Genomic DNA, 20,808 nt, shown 5'->3' with positions numbered 1-20,808 from the left:
CGATTTCACCCGATTCTCTCGGCATCTCCCTGAAAAATGCTTCTTCCTTCATATGCCTGGGCAGCAAGTCTCCGTTTGCCCTCGCTGATGAGCCGTTCTAGAGGCCTATTAGTTGCGGTTATAATTCTCACATTCACAGAAATAGGCTTGGTGCCTCCCACCTTGTAAAAAGTGCCGTCCTGAAGAAACCTCAAGAGTTTCGCCTGCATTTCCACCGGCATTTCTCCTATTTCATCCACCGTTTTCCGCCCGCTTTATTTCCGAAACCCTCGTCGACGCATGAACCTTTATCCCCCTCTTGAGGGCTGCATTTCTTAGCGCAGCGGATATTTCCATGTCCATATTCGGGAGAATTTCGGGCATCAATTCGATAACGGTCACATCCACCCCGAATGCATTGAAGATGAAAGCGTATTCCATGCCTATAACGCCGCCGCCTATTATCGTTATGCTTCTCGGAAGTTCGTCAAGCTCCAGTATCTGGTCGCTGTTTAACACGCCAGTGTTTTCTATACCGGGAATAGGAAGTACTGCGGGTCTGGACCCGGTAGCAATTATAATGCCCTTTTCCACCTTTATTTTTCTTGTTTCTTTTTCTCCATACACAGTGATTTCATCGGCCGAGGAAATTCTCCCCTGTCCCTTTACAACCTCTATCTTTCTGGCACGAAGTAGTTGCTCTATCCCGCTGCGGAGCGCTGCAACTATCTTGTCTTTTCGATTCATTATTTTCTTAAAATCTATGAGCGCTTCTCTAACCTCAAATCCGAATTCAGAAGCCCGCTTTATATTTTCGTAAACTGAAGCACTTTTCACAAGGGCTTTGGTGGGTATACAGCCCCAATTGAGACAAGTGCCTCCAAGCAGGGCTTTCTCCACCAGCACTACTCGCGCTCCAAGCTGTGCGGCCCTTATAGCGGCTACGTATCCTCCCGGACCACCTCCGATTACTGCCACGTCGTAAGTAGCTACTTCCCCTGAAACTACATAGGCACTAGCAGCCGAGGACTCATCCTTTTCGACCACATCAATCCATGCCACTAGGTCGTCGGCTTTTATACTTGTGCCTTCAGAGACGATTATTTTTGACAGCACGCCCTCGAAAGGCGATTCCACTTCCATGTTGAGCTTCAGAGCTGATATTTCAAAAAGCGGCTCACCTTTTTTTACAAATTCCCCCTCTTTTTTTATCCACCTGGCAAGGGTGGCTTCCGAAATTGTAGATGAAAATTTGGGCACCTTTACTTCGCGAAGCATGGACATCCTCCTCTTATAATACTTATGACCCAAACGCTACACCTGCATCATAGTGCAAAAAACATGCCAAATAGAGTAATAGGAAATGCGTTCATTTCAATGTATATGAATGTATCAAATATTATACAGCGTACAACTTTCGCAACAGCGTGACCAGGATGTCTGTAAACTGCCGCCCCCTGTGCGCAAAGTCCCGCAGGCTTCTTCCCGTTTCGCGGTGGCTCATATTCACGTCCACTTCGACAACCTTAAAACCTTTTCTGAGCACGTCTATCAAAAACCCGACCTCTGCGCCGAATCCAGCCGGGATTTCCCTAACGCTTTTCAGCACTTCGCGCTTAAACGCTCGCTGGCCTGATAGTGCTGCATTAAATTTTTGCCCTGTCATGAGATAAACTCCCCACCGCGAAAGACTTTTCACTAGCCCGAATCCGCCTTTTTTCCTGGCTTTGGGGAATTTAGCCACGGTCATATCGGCTCTTCCTTTTTTTATCGGTTCCAAAAGCTTTTCCAGGTCATCGGCCTTAAAACAAAGGTCCGCATCGAGAAAAACGATTATTTCTCCTTTTGCGGCAAAACAGCCCGTCATCAGAGCAGCCCCTTTTCCCCTGTTTTTTTCATGCCTTATTACCGTTGCTCCTGCGGTGGCTGCTTTTTCCGCGGTACGGTCCGTTGAACCATCGTCCACCACTATTATCTCCTTTAAATTTTCAATTTTTTTTGCTTCCCTTATGACGAATTTCACATTTTTTTCTTCGTTAAAAGCTGGAATTACAACGCTTACAAGCATCTTATCCCCTCGTATGCAATTCGTTTTTAAAGGACAAAATATAACCGTGAGCGCTGGGAGGTGAAATTTTGAAAAAATTACTTAGAGTCACCGCTTTTATATTTATATTTTTAGTGGCTTTTTATTCACCTTCACAGGCCTTCCAGGATACTTCCGGCCAAAAACCAAAAGGCGAAGTTTCTTTGGTAATATATACCCTTGAAAGGAAGCTTGTAGTCTTGGATGACGGAAAGCCCTTTAAGACCTTTCCGGTAGCGGTGGGTACATTCGAAACCCCTACTCCCATAGGTCTTTTCAGGATTACAGAAAAATCAAAATGGGGCGAGGGATTCGGCAGCCGGTGGATGAGGCTCAGCGTTCCCTGGGGAATTTACGGCATCCACGGCACAAACAAGCCCTATTCCATCGGCGGTTTCGCTTCCCACGGGTGCATCAGGATGCACAACAGGCACGTGGAAGAGGTTTACAGCTGGGTAAAGGTGGGCACAAAGGTTTATATAGTGGGAGGCGTGGACGGGCCTTTCACCTTCGGCTTCAGGACGCTGGTCCAGGGCAGCAGGGGCTCGGATGTGGTGGAGGTGCAAAAAAGGCTTTTCAATCACGGATTTTACAACGGCAACTTTGACGGAATCTATGGTTCCGGAACACGGGAAGCCGTAAAGGCCTTTCAAAAGGAAAGCGGCCTTAAGGCTACCGGCATAGTTGACGAGGCCACTTATAGGGCCCTCGGAATCTTCAGGTTCGAATAATAAAAGCGGCTTTTTTAGCCGCTTTAAAATTTGTCTTTGAGATGTTTTGCAAAATATTTTGCCGCTCCAGGACACTCTTGGAAAAGCTTATCCAGGAAACATGATGCTATTTCAGGTTTCGATACTGTAAGTTCAGCAGTTATTGATTCAACCAGATTTTCCGGCAACGCTCCCCTTTTCATTATGGAAGACTTTATAACGCTTATTGCCCTTTCTACATCTTCGATATTCTGTATGGAAGGTGTCATTTCTAATTCTCCTTTTTTTATTAATTATGAGCTAGTTCTGGAGAGAATATTCTTTAATTACTTTGAATCTCTGATTAATTGTTAGTATTCCCTGTTTGATGTTTGTTAGAAGTTCATATTTATAAAAAAATAAACGGTTTCCGGAGCTCTCTGGAAACCGCCTTTTTTCTGGTGCCGAAGGTGGGATTCGAACCCACACGGGCCTTTCGCCCACTACACCCTGAATGTAGCGCGTCTGCCAATTCCACCACTTCGGCACAAATTGCAATTATTATATTACCACACTCTTTATTATAATTCAAGAGCTTTTTACCTGACATTTTCATTGATGCTTGACGCATTTTTATAAAGATATTGATACCAGTAGAAGGTGTTGGCACTATATTTCCAGCTGGTGCTCTTTGTTAAAAAAAGCTTTATACCCTAAGTGTAAAAATAAAATAACCGTCAGTGTTACGCTTCCAAGTATTCCGAGCATGATCGCTATTTGGTATTCTATAGCGGTAACAGGGGAAGTGCCCGAGAGAATTTGACCTGTCATCATTCCCGGTAAAAACACTATGCCCATTCCCACCATAGAATTGATTGTTGGGAGAATTGCAGAATCAAATGCACTGTCGACAACCTGTTTTGCTGCCATTTTGGGAGTTGCACCGAGCATCAATGCTGATTCTATCAGATTTTTCTGGGCGGTCATACCATCAACAAGCTTTGTTACGCCGAGCGAGATTCCCGTCATCGAGTTGCCAATAATCATTCCAGCAATTGGGATAAAGTATCTCGGTTCATACCATGGTGACAGATTAACCACAACGAGTATGAAGTACATAAGACTGGATAGCGTACCGCATATCATCGAAAAGGCAATAATTCTTTTTACTTTTGGTGCAAGTTTCGTTTTTGTCCGCTTGCAAATATTGTTAATTGCAAATACTTCCATAATGCCGGTAATGATTATTGTGTATAGAGGATGGCTGTTGTCGAAGATATAAACAAGGACGTAACCTGTTAAAATTAACTGCAATGTCATTCGCACGGTAGAAATTATTATTTCTTTTTCTCTTGGAATACCTTTTATTCGAACAATTGCCAGCAAAATGACGACGAAAATGTAAGCTGCAGCAATTTGCCAAATTTGAAGCTCGATCACGTCTTTCATTTTCACTCCCCTCCTTAGCCTGCAACCGTTCCTTTTTTTATTTCAATTATAATGTCGGAAAAAACCTCTGAAACTTTCGTGGAATGAGTAACCATAATAAGTGTCTTATCCTTTGCCTTTGTATACCGAACCAAATTTTCCATAACCGCTTTTTCTGTATCTTCATCCAGAGCGGATGAAGGTTCGTCCAGCAGAAAAACTTCGGGGTCCATTAATATGATTCTTCCAAGAGCCAATCGCTGCTTTTCTCCACCCGATAATTTTTCCGCATCTTCTGTAAGGGGTTTGTTTAGATGCACCATATTCAAAGTTTCCAGCAGTTTATTATCTCCAACAATTGGTTTTTCTGAAAACTTCAAGCCTATAAGCAGGTTATCCCTGACGGTGCCGGCAAAAATTGGAGGAGTCTGGGGTAGCATGACCACACTTCTTCTTAATTCAATGGAATTTATCTCGTCTAACGGCTTTCCGTTATAAAATATTTTCCCGCATGTGGGACTTATGAGTTTGTTTAATAACCTCAACAGCGTGGTTTTCCCGCTTCCGCTTTCTCCTACTATCGCGGTTATTTTGCCTTTTGGGATAAATAGATTTTTAATGTAAAGTATATCTTTGTATTTAACTTCCTGCAGACGAAACATGTTACATCCTTCCTCCATGAAACTTGAATGTCAGTCTTTTATTTCATTGAAAAGCTCGTAAGCTTTTTTTCTGACTTCATTCAAAATCTCGTCTCCCTTCTCAGTGATGGAGTAATATTTCCTTACCTTTCCTTCGACAATTCTATCTTCCTTCTTCAATAAACCACAGGATTCCATATTGTGGAGTATAGGGTAGAGTGTTCCTGCACTTACGGAATACCCGTGCCTTTTGAGTTCTTCTATCATCCACGAACCGAAGAAAGGTTCCTTTTTGGCGTGATGTAGTATGTGGACTTGAATAAAGCCGAGAAAAAATTTCCGTAAGATTCTGTCCTTCATTTTCATTCACCTCAATATCTATTATCGATATCGTTCTACGATATTATAATAACATTTAGTTCAACACATTGCAAGGTCATCCGATAGGGCATGATTTAAATCCGTCGAAGAGATGAGCTGACATGCTTGGCAGGAAAGCAAAAAAAATCGGCGGCAAGAGATGCTCTCGCCGGCCTATATGGCTGCGAACTTACAAACATGCACTAGTTCACTAAATGAAATTTGGGATTTTAAATTTTCAGCCGGATAAAAATTCGGTCAGGATATCGACAAATCGCTCGGGGCATTCCAGGTAACAGGCATGCCCAAGTTCATGAAAAGTATAAAGTATGCTTCCCCGTATGTTGTTTTTGAGAAGCCGGGCGAATTCATAGGGGGCGATGTCGTCTTTTTCCCCCCATATGATTAAGGTCCTCACATTTATATCTTTCAACCTGTTCGCATATCTTTCCACGTTTATGCTGCCTACAAGGATCAGCGATTTCAGCCTGTGGCCGTACTTCAGGGCGAACTTTAAAGCAATCTCACCGCTGAAGGACGGACCGACCAGGTGAAACTCTTCAATTTTTAATTCGTCAGAAAACTCCAGCAGAAAGTCTTCCATTTCCCCTTCCAGGGGGTCCGATTTTCCGTATCCCGGAAGATCGAGGGCTATTACATGGAATCCTTTCATGGAAAGCTTTTCCATAATCCCGACTTGTCTCCAGTCTTGAGAGGTATATCGCTTCCCGTGAAGGAGTATCACCTTATCACGACTTTTAGCGTCACCGCCCGTTAGATAATGAATCCTTGCTCCCCGAATGGTTTTATATTCTTCCTTAATATCCATTTTCCTCACCGCTTCTTTCTAAATTTTTAATGCAAGTTCGGCACCGTCTCTTATCGCCTCTACCGCAGTTGCTACACCTTTACAGTCACCTATGAAGAAGTACCGTTCATCCCCCCGAAGCCTGCTGAAAGTGTCATCGGGCGCATTTCCGATGGCCACCACCATGTCGTCCACTTCAATGCTGATTTCACCTTCGGTCGAATCGCAGATGATTTTTCCGCCTTCCAACTTTTTAACAGAAGTATTCGTCCTTATTTCCACGCCATGCTTTTTGAGCCTCTCAAGGATGAGTCTTTTCAGCATCGGGAAAAGATTCGATAATACATCGCCCTGTGCTTCTAGAACTGTCACTTCTTTTCCTTTCTCTGCCAGATATTCAGCGGTTTCAAGGCCAGTAAGTCCTCCGCCTATTACAGCAACCCTTTTACCAGGCGGGATGTTGCCCGCAAGTACATCGACGGCCAAAAAGGGCGTTTTGTCCGTGGTGATCTTGAGATTTGCCGGCTTTGATCCGGTAGCTATTACAATCCTGTCGTAATCGCTCGCTTCGATTTCGTCGACCGTAACTGTTTTCCCGAGAAAGATGTTTACGCCGTATTTTAAAAGATCCTTTTCCAGGTACTCCACCACCCGCCCGATTTCCTGCTTGTACGGGGGGAGTTTCGCTACATTCAACTGCCCGCCCAGCTTTGTTTCCTTTTCATAAAGGTCAACCCGGTGGCCTTTTCTGGCAAGGTAAGATGCGGCAGCCATTCCGGCTGGGCCTCCGCCTATCACGGCAATTTTAAGGGGCCTTTCGGCTTTTACCCTGAAATCCTCTTCCCTTCCCACTTCCGGGTTCATCAGGCACGATACAGAAGATCCATTCAATATATACGCGATACAGGCCTGGTTGCAGTGGACGCAGTATTTTACCTCATCTTCCCGGCCGTCTTTCAGCTTACCTATGCAGTCCGGATCTGCTATAAGCCCCCTGGCTATGCCGATGAAGTCGGCCGCACCGCTTGTGAGAATATCTTCCCAATCTTTTGCTCTACCCAGCTTGTTTGCAGCAATAACTGGGATTTTGACGTTTTCCTTTATCCGCCTTGTAAGTGAAATGAGTGGCCTATCTTCAAGGGACATGGGTGCTATGTGGTATTCGGCATTAGCACCTATGCCGCCAGAGATGCTGAGGGCGTCGGCTCCACTTTCTTCCAGCATTTTTGCTACTTCTATGCTTTCACTAATGTCAAGGCCTCCGGGAGTAAAATCGTCAGCGTTTATCCTGCACGTAACGACAATATCCGGCACCTGCTCTTTCACTTCTTTTAAAATTTCCAGCGCAAATCTTGCCCTTCCCTTCAAACTCCCGCCGTATTCATCCTGCCGCGCATTTAGGTTTGCAGACAAAAACTGACTTACCAGCCAGCCGTGGGCAAAATGAAGTTCGACCAGGTCGAATCCTGCCTTTTTTGCCCTAGCAGCAGCTTTAGCAAAATCTTTAACGAAGCCTTTTATTTCCTCATGCGTAAAGTCAGATGGCCTGTATCTGGGATTGTGCAGTGCAATCTGTATACCTGCCCTGGCGCCGTTATCGTGTATGACCCCGGCCAATTTGGAAAGCCCCTTTATCCTGTCATCGTTTTCTATGCCGAGCTGATTTTTAAAGAACTTGCCGAATTCGTTTACATAACTTGCCTCTACTATTACAAGTGCGGCATCGGCGGACCTTCTCCGGTAATAACCGAGTTCACTGTCGCTTACACAACCGCCTGAAGCCAGATTGGTTACGGTAGGCAGCATAACAATGCGGTTTTTCAACACCATATTGCCGATACTGCCTTCAGTGAAGAGCATTTATATCACCTCCAAGATAAATTCTACATCTTACTTTATTATTAGTAAAATAATATGATATTATGAAACTGATAACTTTACGGTTATATGAGGTGACCGTTATGACCCTTAGGGATATAGAGATCTTCGTGACCGTTTGCGAGTTAAAGAGCATGTCTGCTGCCGCAAAAAAGCTCTATATGTCCCAGCCCGCCGTCAGCCAGACCATATCGCAGATGGAGGGAGAACTCCAGGTCAGACTCTTTGACAGGATAGGTAGGAAGCTTACCCTCACGTATCCGGGAGAAATCCTGTATAGTTACGGAAGGCGGATACTCAATCTTGTCAAGGAGGCAGAGAGTACTCTTGATGATGTGAGGAACATGAGGATGGGAAGGCTGAGGGTAGGAGCCAGTACAACGGTGGGAATTTACCTGCTCCCGGAGATAATCGGCGAGTTCAGGAAAAGGTTCAGTGTCGACGTCTACTTTACGATTGACAATACCGCAGGGATAGAAAAGCTGATATCTGACAATTCTATAGACCTTGGCATTGTCGAAGGGCCGGTCCACTCAAGGGAGATTGTTGTAATACCTTATATAGATGATGAGCTATATCTTGTATGCTCAAAAAACCACAGGTGGGCGGAGAAAAAAAGCATCAGCCCCGCAGAGATTGAAAATGAGGATATAATCATGCGAGAAAAGGGAAGCGGGACGAGGGAAGTCTTTGAGGAGACCATGGCGAGAAATAATGTGAGGTACAGAATAAAATACGTTCTTACCAATACGGAGGCCATAAAAAAGGCCGTCGAAGCCAATATAGGCGTTTCGGTCATATCCAGGCTGGCTGTGGAAAAGGAGATAAGAGGCGGCAGGCTCGTGAAAGTTGACATTGGAAATATAAGGTTTGAAAGGAAGTTTAGCATCATTTATCATAAAGACAAGTTTAAATCGAATCTGTTCGAAGAATTTATAAGACACCTTTATAACTTTAGCAGCAATATAAAGTAGCGGACGCGAGGCATAACTCGCAGCCGCAAACTGATTAAAATACACCCATCAACTTCAACATTTTGGCAACAGGACCTCCGCCTTTTTCGCAGCGAATCACTTTGTTTTCTCTGCGTGCAGCAAGTATAAGCTGCAGCAGCGCAAGACTCATATTGGACTTTTCGCCAAATTCGAGCTTTACTACATCAGCACGCATCAACGCTTCTTTTAGGCGTTTGAGGTCTTCTAATTTATACTGCATGCTCAAATTTATTTTTACATCTTTTACATCTTTCACATCTTTCACATCAGCCTCATTTCGACAAACCGGTCTTATTTCCACATTTTCAACATCCGGTATATTTTTCAGTCCCAAAACGACATCTTCAATGTCCCTTTGAATTTCAACTACCGCTGATATCTCTTCACATTCGAGTTTTTCTCTTATTAAAACGTCAAGGGGAGGATCAATGCTCAATATGTTCCCCATTTCCTCGAGATACTTTACTATTACCAGGGCGCGAGCAGTTTTCATCATACAGTCACTGTTTATCCTCACCAATACCTGCCATTTGATATTTTCTCCGCTTGAGCCTGTATGTATTAAGTTGTTTATAATATCTACCAGTTTGGCTGCATTGCCATCATAAACTTCCCCTTTAATCGCTGCAGTGATCATTTTTCTAAGAGCGTCAAGGCATTCAAAGAAGAAATCTATCAGTTCATCATTAACACCAAGTTCACCTTTTCGAAGCTTATCAAAAAGGCTCTCTAAATTATGGCTGAAATCTGCAACTTCACTGAAACCCATAGTAGCCGACGAGCCTTTTAATGTGTGCATAATCCTGAAAATCTCATTGAGAACATCCGATTGTTCAGGTTTTTCTTCCAATTCCAGAAGAAGTTGTTCCAATCTAGAAAGTTGCTCCCCCGTCTCTTCGATATATGCATCAAGGTAATTCCATTCCATTTAAACTCCTCCCGCCAGTTCTTCAGGATTCAGGACAAGGACAATATTTCCATCTCCCAGTATGGCTGCACCTAAAAAACACGTGGCAGAAGAAAGCTCTTCAGCTAGCGGCCTTATTATAATTTCCTGCTCACCAATAAATTCATCCACCACAACCGCCATGCCGCTATTTAGCACAACCAGCGGATACTCTTCATTCTCATACCCTTTATCTTTATCACTTTGAAGTCCCATAAACTCCCGCAGTCTTAAAAGCGGCATTACCTCCTGCCTGAGGACAACTACTTCTCTCCCCTTCATCCTTCTTACATCAAGTGCTTTGATTTTCACCATCTCGCGCACACTCTCGAGTGGCAAAGCGTAACGCTGGCCCTGCACGGTAACGAGCAATACCTTCGATGTCACCATCGTCACAGGCAGTTCCATAAATACAGAAGTTCCTATTCCTACCCTGCTAACCACGCGCACATTGCCACCCAGTTTTCTAACTGTATCACGGATTACGTCCATTCCCACCCCTCTGCCGGACAGTTCGGTTACACCTTCTGAAGTGCTGAAACCTGGTATGAACAAAAGTTCTAAGGCTTCATCATCTTTCATCCCGGCTGCTTCTTCAGCAGATATAAACCCTTTTTCAACCGCTTTAGCCCGTATAACATCTGGGTCGATACCGCGCCCGTCATCTTTGACTTCAACCACGACCTTATCTCCTATTCGCTGAGCTCTGAGAATCAGCGTGCCTTCTTCGGGCTTGCCGGCTTTTAGCCTCTCTTTGGGCTCTTCAATGCCATGGTCGATCGCATTTCTTATAATGTGCAGCATCGGATCGTAAAGAGCCGTTACGATATTTTTATCTATTTGTGTCTCTTCACCTTCGGTGACAAGGCGCACCTTTTTATTCAACTTTCTGCTGATTTCGCGAACCATTCGCGGGAAACGGTCGAAGATATACCGCACAGGAAGAAGCCGCAAGCTCATAACTAAATCCTGTAAATCCTTTCCTATTCTATTCAGCAAAACCTGGCGTTCTTTCAACTCTCTTGTTATTTCCGATAAACCGTATTTCATTTCAACTTTTCTTATCATATAAGAGAGACCATTGTTCACCACGATCAGTTCTCCGACGAGATTCATAAGTTCGTCCACTTTGGCCTGCTCTACCTTTAATGTCTTTGTAATTTCGCCTTCCGAACTGTTATTTTCACCATCTCTGGTTTTCGCAGAAATCTTTTCTCCCTTCTTTTCTATAACCGGCGGTTTGGTGAAATTAACCTGCTCCTTTTTAAATGGTTTCTCCTCACCTTCAATTATCCGGCCAATGAGCATTGAAAACCTCTCGGGCCATATCGTGCTATTTGCCTTAAGCGCCTCGATTAAGCTTTCTCCTTTTGCAATCCACCCCATGTATTCTGCAACCTTCTGCAGCACATTTATAACCATATCTCCCCTTGCGCGCCGTTCTTCTGGCGTTTCGGCGGTTTGGTAGAACATTTCTTGCTGGAAAATGATTAAATCGAGCACTTCGTTTACTTTATCTCCTCCGGCAGAAATAGACGCAGGACCATTTTCTGATTCTAAAAGCTCCATAACCGCATCCGGAAATACTGGGGATACCAGCACCCTGATATTACTTTCCGATCCTGCTGTTTCCCAAATCGCTTCTTCTATTTCCTGGGCGCTTTTGTCGGTAACGACAATAAAATTCAGCGATATAAAGGGATTAGAAGGATCAAAATCTTGAAGTGAAGGCAATGTCCGCGGGTCAGCAGCAATATGGGCAACTTCCCCTATTTCCCTCAGCTTGCAGAAAATATCAATTACGTCAATCTCCATTGCACCGGGACCAGCTGTTTGCAGCGATACCTCGTATACGTCACCGCCTTTATGCAGCAATTCCCTCAAAAATTTTTTCCTCTCTGCCGAAATCGTGTGCAGCATATCGTCTGTATGAATTACAGGCATATAAAGCAACTTATCCATCTTATTCAAAAAGTCGTATACTTTATCTTCAATTTCTTTTAGCCCTGGTTTCTTTAAAGTCTCAAGTCCTTCTTTTTCCGCACTTTCTACTAAACTCATTAGCCTCTCAAAGGCGTCCAGCATAAAATCGCTAAGGTCAGCATCAATGGTCTTTTCCCGCAAAGCCACTTCTTTTGTCAATTTTATTAAACCTTCGACCACAGAACCTATTTCTTCCAAATCATATGACCTGCATAATTCTAACAGATTATCCAATCTGCCTAAAATTTGCTCTGCTGCCTTATCTTTTTCATCCGCATTTTCCAGGGCAAGCACCAAAAAGCCTATGTTGCCAAGAAGTTCTTTTGCAGCTTTTACAAAGCTTTTTTCTCCACTAATCATTTTTTCCCATCCCTACCTAATACCTGTCAGCATCTTCGCGGAAAGCTGTAGATAAATCGGATCAACAGGCTTTTCTAAATAAAGATTGGCTCCAGCTCGGAAGGCTTCCAAATAGTCATTTTCTCCCGACTCGGTGGATATGACGATCACAGGAACAAAGTCGGAAAGATGCTGCTGTCTTATCTGCCTTATAAGCTCGTATCCGTGCATTTTGGGCATATTCACGTCAACTAGCAGAAGGTCAAATCTGTTTTTAAAATATTTTTCCAGTGCCTCATAACCGTTAGCGGCTTCTTCTACCTCAAACCCCGCATTCCGGAGTATCGAGCCATGAAAGCCTCGGACCGCGGCAGAATCATCCACAATTAATACCCGGGGTTTCATAATTCTTTTTATCACCTCATTTCTGGTATACAAATGCATTCTTAAACCGACGCAGTTTAAAAATAGGAGTTATACGGCTCATCGACTCCGAATGGCCCAAAAATATATAACCGCCCTCTGTCAGAGCTTCGTAAAAGTAAAGGGCGACCTGTCTCCTGGAAGCATCGTCGAAGTAGATCAACACATTCCTGCAAAAAATCACATCAAAACCGCTCATTTTTCTCATAGCGGTGGCATCCATCAAATTTAGCTGGTAAAACTTAACTTTTTTCTTGACCTCCGGCACGATTTCGTAAAACTCGCCTTTCGCCACGAAATAGCGCATTTTATATTCCTCGGGTACAAGCCGGACGGACCGCTGAGAATACAAGCCTACTTCTGCCTTTTCTATAACTTCCGTATTTATGTCAGTGGCGTGGACTTCCCACGTAACTCCACTTATACCTTCCAACATCTCCTCCATTATTATCGCCAGTGTATACGGTTCCTCTCCGGTGGAGCACCCTGCAGACCACACCCTGATGCTGGATTTCTTCTCCACGATTTCGGGCAGTATTTCTTCGGCGAAGCACTTCAGCTGATAGTATTCTCGAAAAAAATACGTTTCGTTGACCGTAAGGGCGTTTATGAGCTCCTGAAGCTCCTTACCCGTAACGTCAAACCTCAGCCATGTGAAATAGCTCCTAAAGTTATCGTGCCCCGTAGCCTTAATTCGATCTTCCACTCTGCTTTCAACATAATATTTTTTTCGCTCTTCAAAATAAATCCCGGTCTTCCTGTATATAAAGTCCCTCAGTTTTATGAATTCCTCCGCCGTCACTTTTGCACCTCATTTCAACCTTATAAATCCGCCATTTTTTCAATTGCGGATTTTACTGTATATTGGAAAAAGGGACTTGAAAATCTTTTTGCAGCCTTCATTACAACTTCTTTATCTTCCTTTTCAAACCCCAACTCACTCAGGTATTCTATCGCCGATGCCACCACATTTTCGTCATCATCTTCCATTATCACGCGGCGCAAATACCTAATTGTTTCTCTTATATGGCTTTCCCCTAGCGCATTTACTGCCAGAATCCTCACATCCCTGTCGGGATGGTTTATCATCTTTTGCAGTATTTCGATGGCAGGTTCGCCTATTATCGAGAGTATTTCTACTCCCGCATTTCTAACGTAAGCATCTTCGCTTTCTAGAAGCCCTGCAGCACGATTTGCCACATATTCATCCCCTATCTTTATAAGCGACGTGACTATCGCTTCCCGCACAACTTCATCTTCTTCCACTAAAAGCTGCTCTACCAGGACATCCACGGCTTCTTTCGCCTTGATACTCCCAAGGTCAAGCGCCGCCTGTATGCGTTCATTTTTGCTTTTTCCACTTTTCATCTGTTCCGCCAATTCACTTATCTTGACCTCTAACACATTCGTTCACCCTTTTTATAATAATGTCGGCAATTTTGTAAGATGGAGCTACAATATCCGCTCCCTTTCGCTCTATTGCCGCCTTCGGCATGCCGAAGACCACCGAGGTCTCTTCCGATTCTGCGATCGTAAATCCCCCTCTTCTTTTTATCTCCACCATCATATCCGCTCCATCGTCCCCCATGCCCGTGAGAAGCACACCTATTATATTTTTGCCCTCAACGCTCTCGATTACGGACCTCATGGTGACGTTTACCGAAGGCTTGTAAAGGGCATCTTCAGGCTCCTGTGAAAGGCTCGCCATTAAGCCTGAACTTTTATCCCTTTTTACCAGCAGGTGCCAACCACCCTTAGCCACCGTAATCGTCCCGCGTTCTAATTTTGCGCCATCCACCGCCTCCCGCACGGGCAAACTGCAGCATTGATCAAGTCGCTTGGCAAAAGATTCGGTAAAGCCCGGTGGCATGTGCTGCACTACCAAGACGACAGCTGGAAACCCATCGGGCAGTCGCGGCAGAATTTCCATCAACGTTTTGGGGCCACCGGTGGAAACCCCAATTACTACAATTATTTCTCCCACATTTTTCGGCGCTGATATGTCTTTTCCCCTCCCCGATGGCCCGCTCTTTCTACTCTCTAAGGTTTTTTCTCTCAACAACCTCCCGCTTTTTGGCTTTCTAGCTGACAAAAAGGCAGCTTTTACCTTTTCCACGATTTCCCTTCCTATTTCTTTTATGCCAAGGGAAACCGTCCCTCCCGGCTTCGCGACGAAGTCGAAGGCACCCAATTCCAAAGCTTCGAATGTAGTCATGGCCCCCTCGGTAGTGAGAGAAGAGATGATTATAACAGGGCAAGGAGAAAGGGCCATGATATACTGCAATGCGGTGAGCCCATCCATACGGGGCATATTGATGTCCAAAGTTACGACATCAGGTCGATGCTTCAGGACCTTTTCAACAGCTTCTTGACCATCCCTAGCTGTATCGATTACTTCTATATCGCCATCGCTTTCAAGTATGTCACAGAGGCACCTGCGCATGAAGGCGGAATCATCCGCCACAAGCACGCGAATCTTTTCACGCATGGTTCTCAATCATTCCCCTTGTTCTATTTTGTCAATTTCCATGAGCTCTTTCTTTTCCTTCCCCGACAGGACCTCCTCCGCAGAAAGCAGAATAATCATTCTGTTTGCTCCATCAAATTTTGCTATTCCCCTGATGAACCTCTGTTCGATCTCTTCAACCAGAATTTCAGGCGTGCTTTCTATCTTGGATCGCTTTACCTTTAGAACTTCTTTAACAGAATCCACAATGAGGCCGGTGCGCCTTCCGGAAATTTCGACGATCACTATTCTGTTATGCTCATCCCGCTCTACTTTCTTTAATCCGAACTTTTTCCTAAGATCAATTACGGGCACAATTATACCACGCAAATTTATGACGCCCTCTACAAAATCAGGAGCCTTTGGAACAGCTAGTATATCCGTTAGCCTTATTATTTCCCTCACATCTTCTATCGAGAATGCGCACTCCATGCCATCCACGACGAAACTCACAATTTGTTCCTCTTCATCCTTTTCATCAATAACTTCCATTTCACCATTATCCCCGCGAGACCGTAATATATCAGCGCTTTCTTTTAACCCGTGGGAAAACATCTTTTTGGGGTCAAGCACATAAACCAGGCGCCTGCCGCCATCAAGCTTGCATATTCCGCTTATCTCCTCAATACCTTTTCCTTTTAAAAGCGGTGGTACAGGGTCAATCGAGGTTCTGGCAATACGCAGCACTTCTGAAACCACATCGACTCTAAATCCTACTGTATAAGAGCAGTCTTCTTCTTTTACATGAGTTACTATTATCCTTGACCTCTCGTCAAAAGCGCATTCCTCCATGTGGAATAACCGCCTCATGCTTACGATAGGCAATATCCTATTGCGTAGTGAAATAATTCCAAGAATGTAAGGGGGTGTATTGGGAACTTCGTTGATTTCTTCGGAGACACGGACTATCTCCTGGACATTCGCCACCTCTATTCCATATTCCTCGTTGCCTATCTTGAAGCTGATGAGCTGCAACTGTTCTTCACTGGTTGTATCCATACTTTTCTTATTATCTTCGTTAATTCTGGTATGATTAATTGTATTTACCAGCTTTTGGCTGGCTTCTCCATCCCATGATTTAATGAGCCGCCTAGCATCCAACAGCATAACCAATTTCTCGCCATCTTCGATTCTCGCCACACCTTCCAAAAAGTCCACAGCAGTTTCTTCCCCAGATATTTCTTCTACCTCATCCCTTCGAATAGATATTACCCCAGCAACCCGGTCTACCACGTACCCGAGTCTTTTATCATCTGCTGTCAGCACAATCACCCGGCTTGCCTCTGTATCTTCCGCTTTCGCAAGCCCCAGGCGCAGCCTGCAATCTACAATTGTCAGGATGGTTCCCCGCAGGTTGGCAAGGCCCCGAATATATTGAGGGACACGCGGGACCTTCACAACCTCCGGGACCCTTATTATCTCCTGCAAATACTTTATTGCCACTCCGTACATTTCATCGCCCAGATAGAAGGTAATGTACTGATTGCTGTTTTCAATCGACCTTTCGATTGTGGTTACCGGCTCCATGAAACCATCACCCTGTCCTTAAAACTGCTGCAGTTCATCGGCCAGCGCTGCAATCTCTTCAATGGCTCTTGAAAGTTCTCTCACACCTTCTGCCTGCTGCTTGCCTGCTGTAGCCGCTTCCTGGGCGGCTCTGGACGCCTCCTCCGCAGCAGATGCGATCTGATCAACACCTTTTCTTGCCTCCTCAATAGCGTGCACACTTTGCCTGGCTTCTTCAGCAATTTCTTCCGTCCCTTTTACTATGGTCTTCATGTCTTTATCTATCTGTTCTAGATCCTTTGAAGTCTTTTTTGCTTTTTCTACTTCTTGAATTGTGGACTCGCCTATTGCTTCAGCGTCCATGAGCACAATCTTTATCTGTTCCTGTATAGACCTTACAAGCTCTTTTATCTGCTCCGCATTGCTTGCACTGTCCTGGGCCAAATTCCTGATGTCCGATGCGACAACCGCAAAACCTTTACCATATTCCCCTGCTCTTGCTGCCTCTATAGCTCCACTTACAGCAAGCATATTTGTCTGAATACCAACCGTAACGATAGTGTCCACAATCTTATCGATTTCCCTGGCCCTGGATTCTAATGTCTTTATTTTTTCAATATTTTGTCTGTTTGTATTCATGGCTTCTAAAACTCCGGAAATCAATTGGTCTACATTCGCTTTGTTGCGCTCCAATAATTCAGCAAGTTCTTTAACCTTGTTTAACGAAGACTGCGCCTCTTCGCTGATCGTCTTCATCCCTTTCTCTATCTGTGCCGCAGCTCCGGAAGATTCTTCGGCCGCCGCTGCCTGCTGTTCACTACCCCTGGCTATCTGAGAAAGCGCCACCATGATCTGGTCCGCCGATTTGCTTGCTTCTTCAATAGCAGCAGAAAGTTCTTCTGCCGCAGCTGCAAGGCTCTCGGCTGATTTTTGAGTATCGGTAGAAGATCTCAACTCCTCTGCCATTTCAGCAAGTTCTGCAGCAGCCTGGCTTATGTCAGAAAGGGCTTTTGTTTGCTGGTCTATCGCCTGAAGGGCTTCCTGCGTTGCTTTGGCCTGCTCCTCAGCTCCGCTTGCGACTATTTCAGCTCCCTTTTGGAATTCCTGCACAGCCTGCAAAGACTCGCGGCTTAGATCATTTATTTTGGCTGCAGCTTTTACGACTTCTTCCATTGCCCTGATAACAGAAATCAGATCTTCACTTATCAATTTCCCTCTTTCCACCTGAGAGCGCGCTTTGGCTGCTGAATCATTAATGGCATCTACAACAACCTTTACTTCTTGCTGAATGTTATTTACGACCTCTCTTATGTCATTAGCTGCCTTTTCAGAAGTTTCTGCCAGTACCCGTACTTCATCGGCCACCACAGCGAATCCCTTGCCGTGCTCTCCAGCCCGCGCTGCTTCGATTGCCGCATTTAAAGCCAGCAAATTAGTCTGATCGGCTATCCTGACAACCGTTTTAATGATATTGCCTATGCTTTCTGCCTGCTTTTCTAACTGGGCTACAAGCCTTGCTGATTCCTCATTTTTAGAGGATGCCTTGTTAACACCTTCTACAAGCTTTTCTATGTCTTCAGCCGTTTTTTCAACAAGCGCCTGAATGGCCTTCCCCCGTTCCAGCGCCAGCCGGGCATTTTCCGCAGCCTTCTCTGCTCCTTTTGTTATCTGCTCAATTGCCGCCAGTGACTCCTGGGTCGCTTTGCTCGCTTCTTCCGCTCCGCTGGCAATCTGTTCCATGGAGGCCCTCAGCTCTTCGATTGCTCCTGTAGCCTCCTCTACTCCTGATGACAGCTCTTCGGTAGCAGCTGCAATCCTTTCCGCTGCCTGCTGCCTCTTTGCAAAGGTGCGCGCCTTTTTTCTTTGCATTTCAAGCTGTTTTTTATCTACGTTGTACCCGCCTGATTCCATTTGGTTTGAACCGGGTTTATCGCTCTTTGCTGTATCTGCAGGCTCTCCACCTAACGGGGCAAGTGTTTTAAAATTTTTCTCTGGCATATTTCCATCTACCTCCGGTTATTATTGTTTATTTAGAATTGTATTTCGTTTGTAAAATCATCTAACGTCGATACGCAGTAGTTCGACACTCTGTAAGAAGCATTTCAGTAACTCCGGATCAAATTGGCCATTAGAATCTTTTAATATACCGATGGCCTGGTGTACCGGCAGCGGGTCGCGGTAAGGCCTTTTGCTTGTAAGCGCATCAAACGTATCAGCTATAGCTATGATCCTCCCGAAGAGCGGTATCTGATCACCTATTAATCCTTTTATGTAACCCATACCATCGTATCTTTCATGATGATAGTAGACTCCATCAACTATGGCCTTTGAAAAGCCGAGGCTTGCCAGCAAATTCCTGCCTATAACTACGTGCTGCTGCACCATCTGCTTTTCCCAGCGGGTGTATTTTCTCGTCGTTTTTAAAAGTCTATCCGGAAGTCCAATTTTGCCGACGTCATGAAGTAAGGATGCTATATAAACTTCCTTAATTTCTTCAGGACTTAAGCCCAACACATTACCTATCGCTGCTGCGTATTTTGCCACATTTTTGCAATGAATTGCCGTTACCCGATCCCTTGCTAATAACACGTAAAACAAAGCAAGAGTGAGATTCCATAGCACACTTCATCTTTCCCCTGTGATGTTCGTTTTCTTTGATTTTTGTAAATTGTACGTGTCACTTACTTAACATCACCTCTCCTAACTGATCTCTTCTTTTATGTTTTGATATTTCGACATAAATTGTCAGAATCCTTCATTTTTTTTTTTTTTTTTTTTTTTTTTTATTTTTTTTAAATTATTTTTTATTTTTCAAAAATATATTTTTTAATAAAGCAAAAAAATAGAGGGTGTATTCCCCTCATCATCAAAATCCCTCAGCACCTCACAGCTTCCTGCTAGCAAAAAATCCTGTGTAAATATCCATCTCAATTTCCTGATTGTAAGTGGGAAAACTACTTTCTTCTTTCACGTGAATTCTTGTCCCCTTCACCTTCATCGCAACTTTGGAGCCCCTGCGAGTAATTCCAGCTGAAAGGCCATCGATCAATCTGAAAAACCTGTACATTGGCAAAAGATACTGCGGAAAGTCGGACGGCAGCTCGTTCTCCACATGATGGTGATACTTTATCAAATAATACACTTTATCGTCTATGTTATATAACGCCCTGCTCAAATCAGCTCCCCGAAATGCATGATGGTGACCCTTTTCAAATACTTCCTTCGGATTTACTATATCCCCTATTTTTAAATCCGGCTGCACCTTTCCGATATCATGCAGAACGGTGGCCTGCACAAGTGCATTCTTATCCATCCCTGGCAGTTCCATCAGCCCTTGCCTAAAAGCGTCTGCAATTAGCTTTAGCATGTTTATGACATGCCTGAAACAGCCGTTTTTGATCACGCCGGTTATTTTTATCATGCCTGTACTTTCGTCGTACTCATCCATATACTCCACTATGGATTTTAACCGTGCCTCTATGCGCTGGTCCGGAAGCATTATCGAAAATGCCGTTTCCACTTCACTTTGACTACTTCTCAATTTTTCCATCATGGTGTACTCCGCTGTTATATCGGCAAAAGTAACCAGAAAATAATTTGTTTCCCGTAAAATATCCGTACACATCCTGTAGTAGGTTCCTGTTTTTGTTGTGAATATCTTTCTTTGATTATTCTTAACTATCGCCTTCATTTCTTCAGTACCTATTGAGTTTTCTGATATTATTTCCATCGCGAGTCTATTAGCCTGTACAACCTCGCCGCCCTCCGATACCAACGCAATCCCAAAGGGAAGGAGGTTTATCACTGCCTCTATCAAGTGCTCTGTATCTACTCTTTTTTTTCTTTCCTCACCGTGCGACCTTGCAAGTTCGCCTATTAGCTTATCCGGTGAAAGCCTTCCTGCTATTTTTCCTTCTTTACCCGTAAATAATGGCAATCTTCCGCATTTATTTATCCTCTCAACAATGGCTTCTATGTCCATGGACGATTCCAGTTTATCCTCATCTTTTATCAGAACGGCAATGTCCTTTGCTTTAAATTTTGCACCTTCATCTCCCATGAGAAGCCATTTTATTATCGTTTTGCCATCAATGTATCCATAAACACCTTCTTCCTTCTCTACAATTACCAGGGCTCCTTCACTTTCAAGCAGTGCTTTCGCAACTTCTTTTAAACTGGCATCTGGTGGAACTACAGGCAAATCGCATCGGTCCATTAGTATATCTTCCATTTAAGCCCCC

Annotated in this window: 21 protein-coding genes and 1 tRNA gene; 2 read left to right on the top strand and 20 right to left on the bottom strand. The window is 44.3% G+C overall.

Annotation, left to right across the window (positions count from 1 at the left end):
• Nucleotides 1-5: 5 nt before the first annotated feature.
• The 3 genes from AN618_RS06115 to AN618_RS06105 form a co-directional block, all read right to left on the bottom strand.
• The gene (locus tag AN618_RS06115; RefSeq protein ID WP_066353203.1) at nucleotides 6-239 is read right to left on the bottom strand and encodes a sigma 54-interacting transcriptional regulator; all 234 of its coding nucleotides are present in this window, start codon (nucleotides 237-239) and stop codon (nucleotides 6-8) included.
• Entirely contained in the window at nucleotides 232-1,257 is a 1,026-nt protein-coding gene (locus tag AN618_RS06110; protein ID WP_066353198.1) for an FAD-dependent oxidoreductase, read from the bottom strand. The genes AN618_RS06115 and AN618_RS06110 overlap by 8 nt, the downstream gene beginning before the upstream one ends.
• Before the next feature lie 121 nt (nucleotides 1,258-1,378).
• A complete protein-coding gene (locus tag AN618_RS06105) occupies nucleotides 1,379-2,047 on the bottom strand; it encodes a glycosyltransferase family 2 protein (RefSeq protein ID WP_066353196.1) in 669 nt (222 codons plus the stop codon).
• A gap of 68 nt (nucleotides 2,048-2,115) precedes the next feature.
• Here AN618_RS06105 and AN618_RS06100 point away from each other — a divergent pair, with 68 nt between their 5' ends.
• Nucleotides 2,116-2,796, top strand: coding sequence for a L,D-transpeptidase family protein (locus AN618_RS06100; protein WP_066353195.1), 681 nt, complete (start codon nucleotides 2,116-2,118; stop codon nucleotides 2,794-2,796).
• A gap of 23 nt (nucleotides 2,797-2,819) precedes the next feature.
• Here AN618_RS06100 and AN618_RS06095 read toward each other — a convergent pair whose 3' ends face one another.
• From AN618_RS06095 to AN618_RS06065, 7 genes are all read right to left on the bottom strand, one after another.
• On the bottom strand, nucleotides 2,820-3,044 hold the full coding sequence (locus AN618_RS06095) for a hypothetical protein (protein WP_066353194.1): 225 nt from the start codon (nucleotides 3,042-3,044) through the stop codon (nucleotides 2,820-2,822).
• Between the two features lie 169 nt (nucleotides 3,045-3,213).
• Nucleotides 3,214-3,301: transfer RNA gene (locus AN618_RS06090), tRNA-Leu, on the bottom strand.
• Nucleotides 3,302-3,423: 122 nt separating this feature from the next.
• Nucleotides 3,424-4,203 (bottom strand): ABC transporter permease, encoded by a 780-nt coding sequence (locus AN618_RS06085; protein WP_066353193.1) that lies wholly within the window; start codon nucleotides 4,201-4,203, stop codon nucleotides 3,424-3,426.
• Between the two features lie 14 nt (nucleotides 4,204-4,217).
• Nucleotides 4,218-4,844, bottom strand: a complete 627-nt coding sequence (locus AN618_RS06080) for an ABC transporter ATP-binding protein (RefSeq protein ID WP_066353192.1) — start codon at nucleotides 4,842-4,844, stop codon at nucleotides 4,218-4,220.
• 30 nt (nucleotides 4,845-4,874) lie between these two features.
• On the bottom strand, nucleotides 4,875-5,183 hold the full coding sequence (locus tag AN618_RS06075; protein ID WP_066353191.1) for a PadR family transcriptional regulator: 309 nt from the start codon (nucleotides 5,181-5,183) through the stop codon (nucleotides 4,875-4,877).
• A 238-nt stretch (nucleotides 5,184-5,421) separates the two neighbouring features.
• Nucleotides 5,422-6,012 carry an alpha/beta fold hydrolase gene (locus AN618_RS06070; RefSeq protein ID WP_066353190.1) on the bottom strand — a complete coding sequence of 197 codons (591 nt, stop codon included), beginning with the start codon at nucleotides 6,010-6,012 and terminating at the stop codon, nucleotides 5,422-5,424.
• Between the two features lie 18 nt (nucleotides 6,013-6,030).
• Nucleotides 6,031-7,851 (bottom strand): FAD-dependent oxidoreductase, encoded by a 1,821-nt coding sequence (locus AN618_RS06065; protein WP_066353188.1) that lies wholly within the window; start codon nucleotides 7,849-7,851, stop codon nucleotides 6,031-6,033.
• 101 nt (nucleotides 7,852-7,952) lie between these two features.
• Here AN618_RS06065 and AN618_RS06060 point away from each other — a divergent pair, with 101 nt between their 5' ends.
• Nucleotides 7,953-8,843, top strand: coding sequence for a selenium metabolism-associated LysR family transcriptional regulator (locus AN618_RS06060; protein WP_066353186.1), 891 nt, complete (start codon nucleotides 7,953-7,955; stop codon nucleotides 8,841-8,843).
• A gap of 34 nt (nucleotides 8,844-8,877) precedes the next feature.
• On the opposite strand, the gene AN618_RS06055 is transcribed toward AN618_RS06060, so the two are convergent.
• The 10 genes from AN618_RS06055 to AN618_RS06010 all read right to left on the bottom strand — a co-directional run bounded on the left by AN618_RS06055 (nucleotide 8,878) and on the right by AN618_RS06010 (nucleotide 20,798).
• Nucleotides 8,878-9,792 (bottom strand): Hpt domain-containing protein, encoded by a 915-nt coding sequence (locus AN618_RS06055; protein ID WP_066353184.1) that lies wholly within the window; start codon nucleotides 9,790-9,792, stop codon nucleotides 8,878-8,880.
• Nucleotides 9,793-12,153, bottom strand: a complete 2,361-nt coding sequence (locus tag AN618_RS06050) for a chemotaxis protein CheA (protein ID WP_066353181.1) — start codon at nucleotides 12,151-12,153, stop codon at nucleotides 9,793-9,795.
• A 12-nt stretch (nucleotides 12,154-12,165) separates the two neighbouring features.
• Nucleotides 12,166-12,537, bottom strand: coding sequence for a response regulator (locus AN618_RS06045; protein WP_066353179.1), 372 nt, complete (start codon nucleotides 12,535-12,537; stop codon nucleotides 12,166-12,168).
• Between the two features lie 16 nt (nucleotides 12,538-12,553).
• Nucleotides 12,554-13,357, bottom strand: a complete 804-nt coding sequence (locus tag AN618_RS06040; protein WP_066353177.1) for a CheR family methyltransferase — start codon at nucleotides 13,355-13,357, stop codon at nucleotides 12,554-12,556.
• A gap of 20 nt (nucleotides 13,358-13,377) precedes the next feature.
• Nucleotides 13,378-13,959: a HEAT repeat domain-containing protein gene (locus tag AN618_RS06035; RefSeq protein WP_066353175.1), complete on the bottom strand. Its 582-nt coding sequence runs from the start codon at nucleotides 13,957-13,959 to the stop codon at nucleotides 13,378-13,380.
• On the bottom strand, nucleotides 13,937-15,043 hold the full coding sequence (locus tag AN618_RS06030) for a protein-glutamate methylesterase/protein-glutamine glutaminase (protein WP_066353220.1): 1,107 nt from the start codon (nucleotides 15,041-15,043) through the stop codon (nucleotides 13,937-13,939). The genes AN618_RS06035 and AN618_RS06030 overlap by 23 nt, the downstream gene beginning before the upstream one ends.
• A 9-nt stretch (nucleotides 15,044-15,052) precedes the next feature.
• Nucleotides 15,053-16,588, bottom strand: a complete 1,536-nt coding sequence (locus tag AN618_RS06025; protein ID WP_066353173.1) for a chemotaxis protein CheW — start codon at nucleotides 16,586-16,588, stop codon at nucleotides 15,053-15,055.
• A gap of 18 nt (nucleotides 16,589-16,606) precedes the next feature.
• Nucleotides 16,607-18,565: a methyl-accepting chemotaxis protein gene (locus AN618_RS06020; RefSeq protein WP_066353172.1), complete on the bottom strand. Its 1,959-nt coding sequence runs from the start codon at nucleotides 18,563-18,565 to the stop codon at nucleotides 16,607-16,609.
• 57 nt (nucleotides 18,566-18,622) lie between these two features.
• The gene (locus tag AN618_RS06015) at nucleotides 18,623-19,189 is read right to left on the bottom strand and encodes an HD-GYP domain-containing protein (protein ID WP_066353171.1); all 567 of its coding nucleotides are present in this window, start codon (nucleotides 19,187-19,189) and stop codon (nucleotides 18,623-18,625) included.
• A gap of 262 nt (nucleotides 19,190-19,451) precedes the next feature.
• Nucleotides 19,452-20,798 carry a CBS domain-containing protein gene (locus tag AN618_RS06010; protein ID WP_066353170.1) on the bottom strand — a complete coding sequence of 449 codons (1,347 nt, stop codon included), beginning with the start codon at nucleotides 20,796-20,798 and terminating at the stop codon, nucleotides 19,452-19,454.
• Between the last annotated feature and the right edge of the window lie 10 nt (nucleotides 20,799-20,808).

This window comes from Fervidicola ferrireducens (assembly GCF_001562425.1).
GTDB classification, from domain to species: Bacteria; Bacillota; Thermosediminibacteria; order Thermosediminibacterales; family Thermosediminibacteraceae; genus Fervidicola; species Fervidicola ferrireducens.
The sequence above is the reverse complement of the archived record's forward strand: the minus strand, read 5'-3'. Positions and strand labels throughout refer to the sequence as shown.

Bases quoted from the DNA above. Each gene is read 5' to 3' on its own strand.
- AN618_RS06050 (WP_066353181.1), bottom strand. From the start codon at position 12,153: ATGATTAGTGGAGAAAAAAGCTTTGTAAAAGCTGCAAAAGAACTTCTT.
- AN618_RS06020 (WP_066353172.1), bottom strand. From the start codon at position 18,565: ATGCCAGAGAAAAATTTTAAAACACTTGCCCCGTTAGGTGGAGAGCCT.
- AN618_RS06065 (WP_066353188.1), bottom strand. From the start codon at position 7,851: ATGCTCTTCACTGAAGGCAGTATCGGCAATATGGTGTTGAAAAACCGC.
- AN618_RS06075 (WP_066353191.1), bottom strand. From the start codon at position 5,183: ATGAAGGACAGAATCTTACGGAAATTTTTTCTCGGCTTTATTCAAGTC.
- AN618_RS06070 (WP_066353190.1), bottom strand. From the start codon at position 6,012: ATGGATATTAAGGAAGAATATAAAACCATTCGGGGAGCAAGGATTCAT.
- AN618_RS06055 (WP_066353184.1), bottom strand. From the start codon at position 9,792: ATGGAATGGAATTACCTTGATGCATATATCGAAGAGACGGGGGAGCAA.
- AN618_RS06085 (WP_066353193.1), bottom strand. From the start codon at position 4,203: ATGAAAGACGTGATCGAGCTTCAAATTTGGCAAATTGCTGCAGCTTAC.
- AN618_RS06030 (WP_066353220.1), bottom strand. From the start codon at position 15,043: ATGCGTGAAAAGATTCGCGTGCTTGTGGCGGATGATTCCGCCTTCATG.
- AN618_RS06080 (WP_066353192.1), bottom strand. From the start codon at position 4,844: ATGTTTCGTCTGCAGGAAGTTAAATACAAAGATATACTTTACATTAAA.
- AN618_RS06110 (WP_066353198.1), bottom strand. From the start codon at position 1,257: ATGCTTCGCGAAGTAAAGGTGCCCAAATTTTCATCTACAATTTCGGAA.
- AN618_RS06060 (WP_066353186.1), top strand. From the start codon at position 7,953: ATGACCCTTAGGGATATAGAGATCTTCGTGACCGTTTGCGAGTTAAAG.
- AN618_RS06010 (WP_066353170.1), bottom strand. From the start codon at position 20,798: ATGGAAGATATACTAATGGACCGATGCGATTTGCCTGTAGTTCCACCA.
- AN618_RS06045 (WP_066353179.1), bottom strand. From the start codon at position 12,537: ATGAAACCCCGGGTATTAATTGTGGATGATTCTGCCGCGGTCCGAGGC.
- AN618_RS06105 (WP_066353196.1), bottom strand. From the start codon at position 2,047: ATGCTTGTAAGCGTTGTAATTCCAGCTTTTAACGAAGAAAAAAATGTG.
- AN618_RS06095 (WP_066353194.1), bottom strand. From the start codon at position 3,044: ATGACACCTTCCATACAGAATATCGAAGATGTAGAAAGGGCAATAAGC.
- AN618_RS06025 (WP_066353173.1), bottom strand. From the start codon at position 16,588: ATGGAGCCGGTAACCACAATCGAAAGGTCGATTGAAAACAGCAATCAG.